Annotated in this window: 17 protein-coding genes; 12 read left to right on the top strand and 5 right to left on the bottom strand. The window is 61.2% G+C overall.

What is annotated here, in order from left to right:
• Positions 1-84 precede the first annotated feature (84 nt).
• Complete coding sequence (locus ACFY5D_RS07870) at positions 85-492, top strand: hypothetical protein (RefSeq protein WP_387527328.1); 408 nt, start codon at positions 85-87, stop codon at positions 490-492.
• A 109-nt stretch (positions 493-601) separates the two neighbouring features.
• Here the strand turns inward: ACFY5D_RS07870 and ACFY5D_RS07865 are convergent, their stop codons facing one another.
• Positions 602-1,099, bottom strand: a complete 498-nt coding sequence (locus ACFY5D_RS07865) for a hypothetical protein (RefSeq protein WP_387527327.1) — start codon at positions 1,097-1,099, stop codon at positions 602-604.
• A gap of 269 nt (positions 1,100-1,368) precedes the next feature.
• Here ACFY5D_RS07865 and ACFY5D_RS07860 point away from each other — a divergent pair, with 269 nt between their 5' ends.
• Positions 1,369-1,665 carry a cupin domain-containing protein gene (locus ACFY5D_RS07860; RefSeq protein ID WP_387527325.1) on the top strand — a complete coding sequence of 99 codons (297 nt, stop codon included), beginning with the start codon at positions 1,369-1,371 and terminating at the stop codon, positions 1,663-1,665.
• A 153-nt stretch (positions 1,666-1,818) separates the two neighbouring features.
• On the opposite strand, the gene ACFY5D_RS07855 is transcribed toward ACFY5D_RS07860, so the two are convergent.
• From ACFY5D_RS07855 to ACFY5D_RS07845, 3 genes are all read right to left on the bottom strand, one after another.
• On the bottom strand, positions 1,819-2,136 hold the full coding sequence (locus ACFY5D_RS07855) for a hypothetical protein (RefSeq protein ID WP_387527322.1): 318 nt from the start codon (positions 2,134-2,136) through the stop codon (positions 1,819-1,821).
• A gap of 161 nt (positions 2,137-2,297) precedes the next feature.
• Positions 2,298-3,689 carry an aspartate aminotransferase family protein gene (locus ACFY5D_RS07850; RefSeq protein ID WP_387527321.1) on the bottom strand — a complete coding sequence of 464 codons (1,392 nt, stop codon included), beginning with the start codon at positions 3,687-3,689 and terminating at the stop codon, positions 2,298-2,300.
• Complete coding sequence (locus ACFY5D_RS07845; protein WP_210001671.1) at positions 3,686-4,123, bottom strand: Lrp/AsnC family transcriptional regulator; 438 nt, start codon at positions 4,121-4,123, stop codon at positions 3,686-3,688. The genes ACFY5D_RS07850 and ACFY5D_RS07845 overlap by 4 nt, the downstream gene beginning before the upstream one ends.
• 314 nt (positions 4,124-4,437) lie before the next feature.
• Here ACFY5D_RS07845 and ACFY5D_RS07840 point away from each other — a divergent pair, with 314 nt between their 5' ends.
• The 9 genes from ACFY5D_RS07840 to rpsN all read left to right on the top strand — a co-directional run bounded on the left by ACFY5D_RS07840 (position 4,438) and on the right by rpsN (position 11,571).
• Positions 4,438-5,688, top strand: a complete 1,251-nt coding sequence (locus ACFY5D_RS07840) for a spermidine/putrescine ABC transporter substrate-binding protein (protein ID WP_387527316.1) — start codon at positions 4,438-4,440, stop codon at positions 5,686-5,688.
• Positions 5,688-6,905: a PotD/PotF family extracellular solute-binding protein gene (locus tag ACFY5D_RS07835; protein ID WP_387527313.1), complete on the top strand. Its 1,218-nt coding sequence runs from the start codon at positions 5,688-5,690 to the stop codon at positions 6,903-6,905. The genes ACFY5D_RS07840 and ACFY5D_RS07835 overlap by 1 nt, the downstream gene beginning before the upstream one ends.
• Before the next feature lie 34 nt (positions 6,906-6,939).
• On the top strand, positions 6,940-8,061 hold the full coding sequence (locus tag ACFY5D_RS07830) for an ABC transporter ATP-binding protein (protein ID WP_387527628.1): 1,122 nt from the start codon (positions 6,940-6,942) through the stop codon (positions 8,059-8,061).
• Entirely contained in the window at positions 8,058-9,002 is a 945-nt protein-coding gene (locus tag ACFY5D_RS07825) for an ABC transporter permease (RefSeq protein ID WP_387527310.1), read from the top strand. Before ACFY5D_RS07830 ends, ACFY5D_RS07825 begins: the two co-directional genes overlap by 4 nt.
• 11 nt (positions 9,003-9,013) lie before the next feature.
• Positions 9,014-9,811: an ABC transporter permease gene (locus tag ACFY5D_RS07820; RefSeq protein WP_387527307.1), complete on the top strand. Its 798-nt coding sequence runs from the start codon at positions 9,014-9,016 to the stop codon at positions 9,809-9,811.
• Between the two features lie 150 nt (positions 9,812-9,961).
• Positions 9,962-10,435 (top strand): MarR family winged helix-turn-helix transcriptional regulator, encoded by a 474-nt coding sequence (locus tag ACFY5D_RS07815; RefSeq protein WP_387527304.1) that lies wholly within the window; start codon positions 9,962-9,964, stop codon positions 10,433-10,435.
• Positions 10,436-10,859: 424 nt separating this feature from the next.
• Entirely contained in the window at positions 10,860-11,096 is a 237-nt protein-coding gene (gene rpmB, locus ACFY5D_RS07810; protein ID WP_209999416.1) for a 50S ribosomal protein L28, read from the top strand.
• Entirely contained in the window at positions 11,096-11,263 is a 168-nt protein-coding gene (gene rpmG, locus ACFY5D_RS07805) for a 50S ribosomal protein L33 (RefSeq protein ID WP_068733060.1), read from the top strand. The genes rpmB and rpmG overlap by 1 nt, the downstream gene beginning before the upstream one ends.
• Before the next feature lie 2 nt (positions 11,264-11,265).
• Positions 11,266-11,571, top strand: a complete 306-nt coding sequence (rpsN, locus tag ACFY5D_RS07800; RefSeq protein ID WP_209999415.1) for a 30S ribosomal protein S14 — start codon at positions 11,266-11,268, stop codon at positions 11,569-11,571.
• 154 nt (positions 11,572-11,725) lie between these two features.
• Here the strand turns inward: rpsN and ACFY5D_RS07795 are convergent, their stop codons facing one another.
• The gene (locus ACFY5D_RS07795) at positions 11,726-12,364 is read right to left on the bottom strand and encodes a DUF1992 domain-containing protein (protein WP_387527299.1); all 639 of its coding nucleotides are present in this window, start codon (positions 12,362-12,364) and stop codon (positions 11,726-11,728) included.
• Between the two features lie 139 nt (positions 12,365-12,503).
• On the opposite strand from ACFY5D_RS07795, the gene ACFY5D_RS07790 reads away from it, so the two are divergent.
• Positions 12,504-13,487: an SDR family NAD(P)-dependent oxidoreductase gene (locus ACFY5D_RS07790; protein WP_387527296.1), complete on the top strand. Its 984-nt coding sequence runs from the start codon at positions 12,504-12,506 to the stop codon at positions 13,485-13,487.
• Positions 13,488-13,636 lie beyond the last annotated feature (149 nt).

Here is a 13,636-nt window from a genome sequence, read left to right as displayed (position 1 = left end):
AAATCTAAAACGAGAAAGTGTTGACTTAGAGATTCGGGCGATTCTAAAATAAAACATCTCAACTTTAGAAAGAAGGCAGGGATCATGGCTACGAACACAGTGAGCGCCGCAACGGCCGAGAGCACCAAGCTCAACCACCAGGCGTTCATGCTCCTGCGCACGATCTTCACCGTTGCGCCGATCGTTTTCGGCCTCGACAAGTTCACCAACTTGCTCACTGACTGGACGCACTACCTTGCGCCCATCGCCACCGACATCATCCCCGTTTCCCCGCAAGTCTTCATGTACGGCGTGGGAATCGTTGAAATCGCGGCAGGCATCCTCGTGGCGCTCCGTCCGAAGATCGGCTCGCTGGTCGTCGCCCTCTGGCTGCTGGGCATCATCGTCAACCTGCTGATGATCCCCAACTACTTCGACGTTGCGCTTCGCGATTTCGGACTGCTCGTGGGCGCGTTGGCGCTGAACCGGCTGGCCACGGCGCGCGGGCGCTAAGTCCTGCAGGGGGAACGAAGGAGCTGCCCGCGTCGTAGGCTTCCGCAAAAAACAATGGTCTGAACCTTCGCCGTGGTGAAGGTTCAGACCATTGATGCATGAATTGAGGCTACTTTGAATCCCGCTTTGCCTGCCGCTGGGTGTTGGCAGCCTGCGACGAAGCCCGAACCTTCTTGGTCCCGGGGGAAGTATGGTGCTCGGCGGCCCGTCCTGGGCCAACGCCCCCGGCCGCGGGAACGGCTGAGCCCTCGGGACCCGAGGACTTTCCTGCCCCGGCGCGCTCCAGACGTTCGGCCTTCAGGTTCTCATATGTTTCCTGTGCGACGGCGGCGAGTCGGTTACTGACTCGGGACAGCGCTTCTTCAAAGATCTCCGCACGCTGTGCGGCCTTGCCATGTCGAGGGCGGGCCGCTCCCCGGGCACCTTCCTCCGCAACGCCGGCGGCGGCAAGTCGCCTGTAGTTCTTTGTGTGTTTCTTGCGGGCGCGGCGCACACGCTTGTGCAGCGCCAACAGTTCGTCTTCATCAAGCGATTCCATGCGCTCGGCCTCAACCTCGCGGATCAAATCAAGTTCATCGTCTTTCAGGATTCCCGTGAGTGTTTCCATAGTCCCATTGTCCAATCCGTGGCGCTGACAGGTTTTGTACTGGCGACCCTATGCGAGAACCTGAACCGGTACAAGGGACGTCAAGGCATGGAGCTGTGTGGATAGCGTGCCAACGTGTCATGAGTAGGCCGTGTCATCTTCTTGGCGCTGGACCGGTCCGCTGCCACGATGAAACCACGGCACTTCCCTTAGTGCCATCCGCTTCAAAACGATGCAGGCGAAATGCATGTTTCGCGGACTTCAAGACACCAGGAAGCCAGAGGAAACCCATGACACGCACCCCTGCCACCGCCACGGTCCAGATCGACAATGAGCGCGTTCGGGTCACAGAATGGCGCTTTGCGCCCGGCACCGAAACCGGTTGGCATGTCCACCCCGTGGATTACGTGGTGGTTCCCATGACGACCGGCGAACTGGTTCTGGAAACCGTTGAAGGAGCGGTGACCAATGAATTGACCGCCGGTGTTTCCTACACCCGGATTGCGGGCAGCGAACACAACGTCCTCAACGCAGCGGATACAGAGTTCGTGTTTGTGGAAATCGAGCTGAAACCGGCGGAGCTGTAGGAATCCTGCGGGCCGCTGAAAGCCGTTGTTTCGCGAAGAGTCGGCCGCATGCATGGAGTGGTGTCAACCGATGCGCCCGGGTTCATGCCAGGCATTCTCAACGTTGCAAGGACTCCTGGAAATCGGCTGGCAGATGCGCCGGGCCCCGCTGGACTACCGTGCTTGGCGTCGTCGAACGAGGAAGTACAAGGCCAGGTACACGAAGCCGAGCACGAACGAAGGCAGCATGATCCAGGTGAGCAGGAAACTCGTCGTATAGGGGGCGTTGTCCGTCGTTCCCACGGTTGCCCCGAAGATGCTGAAGACGGCAAATGCGAGCGTCACGATGGCGATTACCATGAGAAAAATGCGGAGTTTCCTGCCTGGCTGTTTGGGTGCGGGGCCCGCCTGGTCGCGGCCCGGGGAGACTATCTGGGGGTCGTTCGTTTCCATGGCGGTTGCGGCTTCCTCTGCGTCTGGCGCTCTCGTCATTCCCGAGCCTGATGTCGGAACATTCAACAGGACGCGAGAGACGGATACAAGCAGCTGCTCCAGGGGCGCCCGTCGGACGCGCGGCCATTCCCGCACCAAAAAGAGAGGGTGGCAGTGAATTTCTTCACCGCCACCCTCTCACCGCTTTGAGGGAAATCCCCCTAGAGGTGGTTCTCCGCCTCGGTCAGGACCGAGCGAAGGATCGACTCGATCTGGTCGAACTCCGGCGGGCCCACCGTCAGCGGCGGGGCCAGCTGGATGACGGGGTCGCCGCGGTCATCGGCGCGGCAGTACAGGCCGGCGTCGTAGAGTGCCGTGGAGAGGAAGCCGCGCAGCAGGCGCTCGGACTCGGCGTCGTTGAACGTCTCCTTGGTCGCCTTGTCCTTGACCAGCTCGATGCCGTAGAAGTATCCGGCGCCGCGGACATCGCCCACGATCGGCAGGTCCTTGAGCTTCTCCAGGGTGGACTTGAAGATCGGCGCGTTGTCCTTCACCCGCTGGTTCAGGCCCTCGCGTTCGAAGATGTCCAGGTTGGCCATGGCGACCGCGGTGGACACGGGATGTCCGCCGAAGGTATAGCCGTGGTAGAACGTGGTGTCGCCGTGCTTGAACGGTTCGAACAGCTTCTCCGAGGCGATCATTGCACCCAGCGGCGAGTAGCCGCTGGTGATGCCCTTGGCGCAGGTGATGATGTCCGGCACGTAGCCGAAGTCGTCACAGGCGAACATCGAGCCGATGCGGCCGAAGGCGCAAATGACCTCGTCCGACACCAACAGGACGTCGTACTCGTCGCAGATCTCGCGCACGCGCTGGAAGTAGCCCGGCGGTGGCGGGAAGCAGCCGCCGGAGTTCTGCACCGGCTCGAGGAACACGGCCGCAACGGACTCGGCGCCCTCGAACTCGATGGCCTCGCGGATGCGCTCCGCCGCCCACAAGCCGAAGTCCTTCTCGTTGTCCTCGAACTGGTCGGGTGCGCGGTAGAAGTTGGTGTTCGGGACGCGGAAGGTGCCCGGAACCAGCGGCTCGAACGGGGTCTTCATGCCCGGCAGCGAGGTGATGGCCAGGGCGCCCTGCGGGGTGCCGTGGTAGGCCAGTGCGCGGGAAATGACCTTGTGCTTGCCCGGCTGGCCCTTCAGCTTGAAGTACTGCTTGGCAAGCTTGAAGGCCGACTCGACTGCTTCGCCGCCGCCGGTGGTGAAGAAGACGCGGTTCAGGTCGCCCGGGGCGTAGTGCGCCAGGCGCTCCGCCAGGTCGATTGCCGGTTCGTGGCCGTAGGACCAGAGCGGCATGAAGGCAAGCTTTTCGGCCTGCTTCGCTGCGACCTCGGCAAGTTCGGCGCGGCCGTGGCCGGCATTGACCACAAACAGGCCTGCCAGACCGTCAATGTAGCTCTTGCCCTGGTCGTCCCAGAGGGTGTGGCCCTCGCCGCGGGTAATGATCGGGACGCGGGCGCCATTCTCCAGCGGAGAATAGCGTGCCATGTGCATCCATAGGTGGTCGCGGGCTGCGATCTGGCGATCGGTGCCACGCGGAGTGGTGTTGACAATGCTCATCGGGTACCCCAGTTGTATTCCTGTTTACGCAACGAGAGGTACATGAACGTTTCTGTTTCGCGTACGCCCTCGATGGCTCGAATTTCAGTGATGATACGAAGTAGGTCCTCATCATTGGCGCAAATGACTTCCGCAATGATGTCCGAAGGTCCGGCGACCACAACGCAGTAGTCGACCTCCGGGAGGGCCGATATCCGGTCCGCTGTGGCGATGATGTCGCCGGTGGACCGAATGCCCAGCATGGCCTGCCGCTTGAAACCAAGCTGTAGTGGATCGGTGACCGCGACTACCTGCATGACCTTGCTGTCGACGAGTTTTTGGACCCGCTGGCGCACCGCCGCTTCGCTGAGGCCAACGGCCTTGCCGACGGATGCGTAGGAACGGCGTCCGTCTTCCTGCAATTGCTCAATGATCGCCTTGGACGTGGCGTCCATGGTGAATCCGTTGCCGGCGCCGGTGTGCGCGGAGTGGGTCACTGCTTATCGACCTCCTGATTGAGCCTTTTGATAGCACTGAAATCTTTCAACATGGTGGGCACCACGTCGCTTCACTAGAGCGTATCCCGAGGGAATCGGTTGTGGAAGAGGTCTTGTGCAATGGATTTCGTTTGTTAAGAAAGCATTTCAGCCGAAAACTATTGTCAGAAAACGGAATCCCTGACATGATCCATGTCACGCGTTGTTTGTGACCCGTGTCATAAGGGCGTGAATAGTCGTGTATGCAGCATCAGCTGAAGGGGAATCCGGCCATGTCTAGTCAACACCATCGCGAACTGCCCAGTGATCCGGGGGTTCGGGCGCTGATCGCGCAGGCGCAACGTATGCAGATGTCCCGTCGCAGGCTTTTGGCGGGCGCCGGCGGCTTGGGCCTTGCCGGGCTGCTGGCCGCCTGCGGAACCGGAGGAAGCAAGGGCGGAGGCGCCACCGGCGGGGCCGCCGGAAGCGCTCCCGCGGTCACGGACATCTCGGCAACCGACAAGAACGTCTTCTGGGCCAACTGGACGCTCTACCTCGACTATGACGACAAGACCAAGAAGTATCCGACGTTGCAGGAATTCACCAAGCGCACCGGCATCGACGTGCACTACGTCGAAGACATCGACGGAAACGACACCTACTACGGCAAGGTGCAGGGCCAGCTGTCCGCGGGCCAGGATATTGGGCAGGACATCATCACCCTGACCGACTGGATGGCGGGGCGCGTGATCCGCCAGGGCTTCACCCAGAAGCTGGACCACGCCAACATCCCGAACGCCAAGAACCTGCTCCCCGCCCTGCAAAAGGTCGACTTCGACCCTGGACGCGAGCACTCGCTGACCTGGCAGAGCGGTTACGCGGGCATCGCCTGGAACAAGGCGAAGTACCCCAAGGGGCTGCGAAAGGTTTCGGATCTCTGGAGCCCGGACCTCAAGGGCCGCATCACTGTGCTCGACGAAATGCGCGACACCATCGGTCTCTTGATGCTCGATGACGGCGTGGATATTTCGGGTTCGTGGGGCGACGCCGAATTCGCCAAGGCCTCCGACACTCTGGCCAAGCAGATCAACGACGGGCAGATCCGCCAGGTGAAGGGCAACTCCTACAAGGAGGACTTCATCTCCGGGGACGCCATCGCCGGCATCGTCTGGAGCGGCGACATCGTGCAGATGAACTTCGAGAACAACGACCAGTGGGAGTTCATCATCCCCGAGGCCGGCTGCACCCTGTGGAGCGACAACATGCTGGTTCCGGTTGCCTCCCCGCGCAAGACCAACGCGGAGAAGCTAATGGACTTCTACTACGAACCGGAAATCGCGGCCCAGGTCGCCGCGTACGTGAACTTCATTTCGCCGGTCCAGGGGGCCAGGGAAGCCATGGAGAAGATCGACCCGAGTTTGGTCACCAATGCGCTGATTTTCCCGTCCGATGAGGATCTAGCGAAGGCACACGTCTTCAGGAGCCTGAGCGCCGACGAAGAAACCAAGTTCAACAGCCAATTCCAGACAGCAATCGGAGCATAATGTCTCGCAGCGACCATCAACGTAATTCCCTGCAACGCCTGGGCCGGGGCATTGCCGCGGCCCAGGTATCTCGACGGGGAGTGTTGGCGGGCGCCGGGGGATTGGCATTGGCCGGATTCTTGGCGGCCTGCGGCACCTCGGGTGCCAGCAAGGCCGCTGGGCCGAGTGCGGCTGCCGATCTCTCGGCGGATTCAAGGATCGTCAATTGGGCCAACTGGACCCTCTACCTGGATTACGACGACAAGTCCAAGAAGTACCCGACCCTTGAACGGTTCATGAAGGAAAGCGGAATCACGGCAAAGTACTCCGAGGACATCGATTCCAACGACACCTACTACGGCAAGATCCAGGCACAGCTTGCCTCGGGCAAGGACATCGGCCAGGACATCATCACACCGAGCGACTGGATGTCCGAGCGCCTGATCCGCCAGGGGTATGTCCAGGAACTGAACCACGACAACATCCCCAACATCAAGAACCTGTTGCCGGAACTGGAAAGCGTGCGATTCGACCCGGGACGCAAGAAGTCCCTCACCTGGCAGTCCGGTTTCACGGGCCTGGCCTGGAACAAGGAAGCCTTCCCCAAGGGTCTGAAGAGCGTTTCGGACCTCTGGGATCCCGCCCTGAAGGGGCGCGTCACGGTGTTGGATGAAATGCGCGACACCATGCCGATGCTCATGCTCGACGCGGGTATCGACGTCTCGGGTGACTGGGGTGTCGACGAGTATTCGAACTCCCTCGACGTGCTCGACAAGAATATCAAGAACGGACAGATCCGCCAGGTCAAGGGCAACTCCTACAAGCAGGATTTCATTTCTGGGGACGCCATTGCCGGCCTCGTCTACTCGGGTGACATCACCCAGTTGAACTTCGAGGAAGGCGACAAGTGGGAGTTCGTCATGCCCGAACAAAAGGGCCTGATCTGGAGCGACAACTTCATGGTCCCGATCGGCTCGCCGCACAAGACCAATGCGGAAAAACTCATGGACTTCTACTACGACCCCGCGGTCGCCGCCGAGGTTGCGGCGTACGTGAACTACGTTTGCCCCGTTGTCGGGGCACGCGAGGCCATGAAGGAGATCAACCCCAAGCTCGTCGACAACCCGTTGATCTTCCCCACCGAGGAATTCCTGAGCCTGGCAACCGCCGAACGGGAAATGACAGTTGACGAAGAAACCGAATTCCAGAACATGTTCCAGCAAGTGATTGGCGCCTAAATTGAGCACTCCAACAACCCTGAAGGATCCGGCCATGACCGGGGAGTCCTCGGGGGCCGACCTTCACCTCAGCAATGTGACCAAGCGATTCACGGATTTCACCGCGGTGGATGACCTGACGCTCACCGTCCCCAGCGGGACGTTCTTCGCGCTCCTCGGCCCGTCCGGCTGCGGAAAGACCACCACGCTGCGCATGATCGCCGGGCTGGAGCAGCCAACCAGCGGCAGCATCAGCATCGGCGGCCAGAACGTCACCAAGTTGCCCTCGTTCCAGCGCCAGGTCAACACCGTGTTCCAGTCCTATGCGTTGTTCCCGCACATGAGCGTGCTGGACAACGTGGCGTTCGGCCTGAAGCGCAAGGGCGTGAAGGACCAGCTGTCCCGCGCCAAGGCCGCACTGGAAATGGTGGAGCTCGGCCACCTGGCCTCGCGCAAGCCAAGCCAGCTTTCCGGCGGTCAGCAGCAGCGCGTGGCGCTCGCCCGTGCGCTGGTCAACCGGCCTGCGGTGTTGCTGCTCGATGAGCCGCTCGGTGCGCTGGACATGAAGCTGCGCCGCCAGATGCAGGTGGAGCTCAAATCGATCCAGACCGAGGTCGGCCTGACCTTCATCCACGTGACCCACGACCAGGAAGAGGCCATGACCATGGCCGACACCGTCGCCGTCATGAACAAGGGCAAGATCGAACAGATGGGCGCCCCGCGCGACCTGTATGAGCTTCCCAAGACGGCGTTCGTGGCCAACTTCCTGGGCAAGTCCAACCTGATGCACGGCACGGTGACCGAGGACCTGGGCGACGCCGTTGCCGTGGACGTCTCCGGCCACCGGCTGGTGATGCCCAAGAACCGTTCGGTGGCCCACAGCGGCGCCGCGATCGTGGGCGTGCGTCCAGAAAAGATGCGCATCCTGAACCTGCCCGATGACTACTCGCACACCGCCAACATGCTCACCGGAACCGTCCTGGATGCGTCCTTCACCGGCGTGAGCACCGAGTACCTCGTCGAGGTCCCGGGCATCGGCACCATCGGCACGTTCTCCCAGAACATGGGCCAGCACCCCGCCCAGCGTGGCGACACCGTCCGCATGACCTGGGAACCCGAGTTCTCGTTCGGACTGGACGGAGCGGAGAAAACAACCGAGGGGCAGGACGCGGTATGACTACCACCGCCACGCGTCCCCGCGGCAAGAAGCGCGGCGAGCCCGAGGACTTCCGCAGCGACGAGGAAATCGCTGCGGAGAAGCGCAAGGGACGGGTTGGGCTCTACCTGATCATTCCGGGCATGGCCTTCCTGGCCTTGTTCTTCGCCGCCCCGGTCTTGGTGCTGCTTTCCATGTCCCTGTACGCCAAGCCGCCGGGCGCCGAAATCGGCGAGTTCGTGCCGGCCCTGCAGTTCAGCAACTACACCACGGTCATCACCGCCTACTGGGACGTCTTCCTGCGTTCCTTCTTCTTTGCGCTGATCGCCACCGTTGCGGCGCTGCTGATCGGGTACCCCATGGCGTACCTGGTGGCGGTTAGGTTGCGCGGTCGCCAGCTCATGCAGGGAATCCTGCTCGTGTTGCTGATCGCCCCGTTCTTCTCCAGCTTCATCCTGCGCACGCAGGCCTGGAAGCAGATCCTCTCCGACGAGGGGCCTGTTGTCACGGTGCTTCGGGCGATTGCGATCCTGCCGCCGGACGGGCACCTCACGGCCACCGCGTTCGCGGTTGTCTGTGGCTTGACCTACAACTTCCTGCCGTTCATGATGCTTCCGATCTACGCCAACCTCGACAGGCTGGACACCAACCTGCTCGAAGCCTCGGGGGACCTGTACGCCAACCCCATCACGACGTTCTTCAAGGTCACGCTTCCGCTGTCAATGCCCGGCGTCTTTGCGGGCACCCTGCTGACCTTCATCCCGGCGGCCGGCGACTACGTGAACGCGGCACTGCTGGGCAACAACCGAGACACGGCGATGATCGGCCAGATCATCGATTCGCGCTTCTTCAAGGTTGTCGACTACCCGGGCGCCTCGGCCTTGAGCTTCATCCTGATGATCCTCATCCTGGCTTTGGTCCTCATATACATCAAGCGCTTCGGCACCAAGGAACTGTTCTAGGAGGTTATGGCATGAGACAAAAAATTGGACGCTGGTTCATCCCCGTCGTTGGAGGCCTCGCCTTCGTGTACCTTCTGGTTCCCATCGCATACATCTTTGTTTTTTCCTTCAACGATGCCGGGCGCACCAACCTTGAATGGCGCGGTTTCACACTGGACAACTGGAAGAATCCCTGCGGTGCACCGAACGTATGCGAGTCGCTGGCCAACTCGCTGCAGATCGGCGTTGTGGCAACACTTTTCGCTACCGTCCTGGGCACCTGCGTGGCCCTGGGTCTGGTCCGCTACAAGTTCAAGTTCCGCAACACGGCGGACCTGTTGATCATCCTTCCGCTGGCGACCCCGGAAGTCGTGCTGGGTGCCTCCCTGTTGGCCCAGTTCCTGAACCTGGGGTGGGAACTCGGCTTCACCACCATCGTGATCTCCCACATCATGTTCTGCATGTCCTTTGTGGTGGTGACAGTGCGGGCCAGGGTTTCCTCGCTGGACCCGCGTCTGGAAGAGGCCGCCTCGGATCTCTACGCCAGCCCGTTCATCACGTTCTGGAAGGTCACCTTCCCGCTGTTGCTTCCGGGCATCGTTGCTGCGGCGCTGTTGTCCTTCGCCATGAGTTTCGATGACTTCATCATCACCAACTTCAACTCCGGCAACTTCACGACCTTCCCGAAGTTCATCTACGTTTCGGCAACGCGCGGCATTCCGGCGCAGGCCAACGTGATAGGTTCGGCCATGTTCATCTTGGCCCTGGTCGTCGTGGTCGCCTCGCAGGTCATCGCGTACCGCAGGCGCAAGGCCCTCGCCGCGAGGTAGGGAGCCGCAAGCCGGACACCGGTATGCCCACGTCGATCCCGGATTCCTTGACGGACACCCGTCGCGGAATCCGGGATCGGCGTATTCCCGGCAAGATCCAAAACACGCCGGTGAGGTGAGCCGATGCGTGGCTATGGAAAGATGGTTCCCATGAGTGAACCGAAGTGGCTGAGCCCCATTGAACGAGAGGCTTGGCTGGCCCTGCTGTCGGTCACCACGCTGTTGCCGGCGGCCCTGGACAGTGAATTGCAGCTGCAGGCCAAGATCACGCTCTTTGACTACAACGTGCTCGCGATGCTTTCCGAAGCGGAGGACCGGACGTTGCCCATGAGCGAATTGGCCTCGCGCACCAGTGCTTCGTTGTCGCGGCTGTCGCACGTGGTGAAGAAGCTCGAGGCCCGGGGCTGGGTGGAACGCAGCCGCTCGGAATCCGATGCACGGGTCACCATCGCAAGGCTTACCGCCGCGGGCTGGGAGATGATCGAACACGTGGCCCCGGAGCATGTCGCCTCGGTGCGGCAGTTTATCTTCGACGGGCTTGATGAGAGCGACGTGGCGGAATTGGCTCGCATTGGCCGCAAACTCACCAGCCAGCTCGACCCTGAGCACTGGATTTTTCGCTGATTCTGCCCGTCGCAGAGCCGGTTGGCCGGTGTGCGATTCGGCGGTGCGAGGAGCAACGTGAGGCAGATCGCAATTAAAGACACGGTTTTGGTTGGCTTCGATTTGTCCGCGCATGTGTTAATCGCCTAGGATGGTAAGGCGTTAAGTCGTGCATGCCTATGGGTGTGCACGTTTACCCGTAAAACCGAATATCGCGATCAACCGAGTAGGGAAAAATACTCACCTGGTCGCGAGGTTCACCGTCTTTCACGCTAATAAAGGCGCTTCGGTTGGTTCTCACCCAGCCTGGTTACCTTCAAAGTGTGCAGTAATATACGGTGTCACAACTGGTGGCGGGACTCTTAATCGCAGATTCAGAGGCAGCAGTTTTCCGCTGTATCTGTAAACGAGTACCGCCAATATTTACTACAACTGAGGAGTGATCATGGCAGCTGTATGCCAGGTGACCGGTGCAGTTCCGAACTTCGGACACAGCATCTCCCACTCGCACCGCCGCAACAAGCGTCGGTTCGACCCGAATATCCAGAAGAAGCGCTACTGGGTTCCGTCCTTGCGCCGCAATGTTACCTTGACCCTTTCGGTCAAGGGCATCAAGCTCATTGACGTCCGCGGCATCGACGCCGTTGTAGCTGGACTCATTGCGAAGGGTGTGAAGCTCTAGTGGCTAAGGATAAGGACGTACGTCCGATCATCAAGCTCAAGTCGACCGCCGGTACCGGTTTCACTTACGTGACCCGCAAGAACCGCCGCAATGACCCGGACCGCCTCGTACTGAAGAAGTACGACCCGGTAGTCCGCAAGCACGTCGAATTCCGAGAGGAGCGCTAAACATGGCTAAGAAGTCTATGATTGCTAAGAACGAGCAGCGCAAGGTCATCGTTGAGCGCTACGCCGAAAAGCGTGCCGCACTGAAGAAGACCCTGGTTGACCCAAACGCAACCGACGAGGCACGCGAAGAGGCTCGTCTGGGCCTGCAGAAGCTGCCCCGCAACGCATCCCCGATCCGCGTTCGCAACCGCGACGCCATCGACGGCCGCCCGCGCGGTACCTTCCAGAAGTTCGGTATCTCCCGTGTTCGCTTCCGCGACATGGCACACCGTGGCGAGCTTCCGGGCATCACCAAGTCTTCCTGGTAAATTCCAGAAGCAGTCAAAGGCCCCAACCGATTCGGTTGGGGCCTTTGGCCATTTAACGGCTGGATCGAATCCGGTGCTTGGCGGCATCGGGCCTCTTTACCGGCGGCTTTCCACGGCGCTGGCGAATCGGATGGCTGCGCGCCGTCCGGATGGGCTAGGCGCCGCCGAACCACCGTTTCCACCACGGCGAGCGTGCCGGGGCTGTGGGGTCCAGCTCGGACGCGGACGTTGCCGCTCGTTGGGCGCGGCGCAGTTCCCACCCCTCGAGCTCGGCTTCGATGTCCCGCAACCTGGTGATCACCGGCGGGCCGCCGTTGAGTTGGCGGCGGGCGTTGATGATTCGCGCGTTGAAATCCTCTAGCAGATCCCTGATCTGGCTCCTGGAATGCAAGTCGTCCATGGTTGCCTCGAGCTCCGCGTCCTCCTTGCGCAGCATCAAGGCCGGCGGACCAACGCCGCTGATCTTCTCCCGCTCCATCATCCCCTTGACCCACCAGTCGGGGTCGGTGTTGTTGCCCAATCCCGGGATGGGCTTCCCCGCGTAGGCAAGGTTGTCGAAGTCGCCTCGGGCAAAGGCCGCGTCGAGGGCGCTGTTGGCCACCTCCCAGACCTCTTCGTCGGCATGGAAGTGCGGAGTTTCGGCGGGCTCGTCTTTCTCGTCGGCAAATTTTCGGCCTGTGGCTTGCGCATATTCATCAACCGGAATATCTTCGGTCTCCAGTTCCTGCGCCAAGCGGTATCGTGCGGCATGCAGCGACGCATCACGGTTTTCTTCGTGGTTGCGGTGTGTCATCTGAATCGACCGGCCTCTCTTTGTCCTCCATCTCAACCTTAACGAGCAGGGCGGCGCGGCGGCAATGAACGGAAGTCAGTGTCCGAATTTTCCCAAGACTCCTGACGGCGCGGGGGAGGAAGGGGTAGCTTTGATCTCCATGAGCACACACCCATTCGGCACCACAAACCATGATCCGCACCCTGGCGATTCCACGGCGCACGGCCGCCGCGCTGTGGGGGATGCCTCGGGCAAACGGATCCTGGTGACGGGTGCCAACGCCGGCATCGGTTTCTGGACCAGCCTGCAATTGGCCCAACGGGGTGCCGAGGTGATTCTGGCATGCCGGAACCAGTCGAAGGCAGATGCCGCGGTGCAAGCCATCCGTACGCGGGTGCCGAACGCCAAGGTGTCTTCGGTGACGATGGACGTGGCAAGCCTCGAGTCCGTCGCAGGGTCGGTCGAACGGCTTAGCGAGCTGGAAGGCCTCGACGTGCTCATTGCAAACGCAGGCGTGGTCCACACGCCCAAGGCACGTAAGCAAAGCGCGGACGGGCTGGAACTGGTCGCTGCCACCAACTTCTTTGGACACTTCGCGCTGGTTGCAGGCCTGTTGCCCGTGCTGGAACGGACTCCCGGAAGCCGTGTGCTCACCCTGGGTTCGCTGTCCACCCTCATGGTCAAGCCGAGGTTGGATGACCTGCAGCTGAGCAAGGGGTATTCGGGCTGGCAAGCGTATGCGCAGTCGAAAATCATGATGCAGTCCTTCGGATTCGAACTGGACCGAAGGCTGCAGGCCGCCGGGAGCCCGGTGCGTGCGTTGAGCGCGCATCCCGGTTACTCGATTTCGGGCCGCACGCCGGTGGTTCCCGGTGTCAATGAACCAAGCAGGGGAAAGCTGTTCGCGGACTCGTTGCAGGCGCCATTTACCCAGGGCAAGAACCGAGGTGCGTTGCCGATCGTGCGCGCTGCGCTGGATCCACAGGCATTCCGGAACGACGGAGCCGTGTTCTTCGGTCCCAAGGGTTGGCTCAAGGGGGCGCCGGTCCGATCGAAACCGGCACGAATCACGACCGATCCACGGGCCGCCGCAGCCATCTGGAAAGAGGCCGAAAATGCAACGGGAATCACTCTGCTTTCTTGAGTGAAGTACACCCCGGCGCAGGGAGACACCTGGACGGAACGATCCGAAAACCGGGTCCGGATCGAGCCTCGAAACACCACGAAAACGGGTGTGCGCGGCGTGGTCGGATCCGGCCCAAAAAAGTGCCCTTCATCTCTCTTTGGGCTTAA

The sequence above is a fragment of the Paeniglutamicibacter sp. NPDC012692 genome (assembly GCF_042901625.1).
Classification (GTDB): Bacteria; Actinomycetota; Actinomycetes; order Actinomycetales; family Micrococcaceae; genus Paeniglutamicibacter.
This window is presented reverse-complemented; position numbering and strand designations above follow the sequence as displayed.